General features: G+C 41.8%; 1 protein-coding gene. It reads right to left on the minus strand.

All coding sequences use genetic code 11. The features are described from left to right. Window positions 1-1,042: hypothetical protein (locus AOQ29_RS07700; RefSeq protein WP_158530748.1), on the minus strand; the 1,042-nt coding region annotated here is incomplete at both ends.

Below are 1,042 nucleotides of genomic sequence, written 5' to 3' on the forward strand. Positions count from 1 at the left end.
AAAAAATCCCCGTAAGTTTATACAACTTACGGGGTACAGGTCAGCACCGGATGGAGATGATTTATAAGAACCACTCCAACTATAATCAAATGCCCCAACATCAAAATATTTTGGCGCATTAACAGTCATGGTTGTTCCAGCGCCTAAAGCGATGACCTTAGCACCATTAATCTGGTTTATTTTAAAATTTAAACCAGGATAAAAGTAAATATTGGCATTCGATCCATCATTAGTCGTGATAAAGTTTTGACCTGGATTTTGATATGGAGCATTAGGGTCCGGTTGTCCACCAGAGTAGGTATTATCAATGTTCCCATAAGCATTCATAGTAAAGTTGCGACCAAAAATGTAGTTACGGTTATTAGGAAAGGATCCATTATACATTCCCTGATTCAAAAAGGTTGTGTAACCAATCAAATTCCATGTTACGTTATCACCAGTCGTGATTCCTTGGTATGATCCAAAAACTAAAGGATAGCTATTATTTCTTGCCGTCTGTGCTATCGGACTAACTCCAGTAATTGTGGCACCATTTCCCATAGTAAATTGGTGGTCCGCCCCGGTAGAATTAGCCTTCTGGGATTGGTTAGGTGACCAGTTCGAGAAGAAAATCATTGAATAACCCGAACTACTAGTACCGTTTACCAAAGTTCCCGTTACATTGGCCCCGTTGGCAATATCAACCTTACTTGCTTGAACCATTTCAGTTCGAACACCAGCCGTCACAGTACCAGAAAGAATAACATATGAGCCTTCAACATTCAGTAAGTGAAGAGGCTGTTGACTTGCCGACCCATTGACTCCTTGAGGTCCTGTCAAATTAACGTTATCAACGTTGTAAGTCCAGCCACCTTCGGAGTTATCCTGCGCATAGGATTCAATGGCCGAGTTCGGTGTATCACCCTTATTAACAGGGTTACCACCTGGGTTCGAACTATTAGCATAGTACTGGGTAATATTCAAACCACTAACGGTGAAGACCGATCCGCCCTTCCCGTTAGCATTAACAGCATAAGGTGAAACCCCAGTCCACATTGCTGAT

This window comes from Fructobacillus ficulneus (assembly GCF_001047075.2).
GTDB classification, from domain to species: domain Bacteria; phylum Bacillota; class Bacilli; order Lactobacillales; family Lactobacillaceae; genus Fructobacillus; species Fructobacillus ficulneus.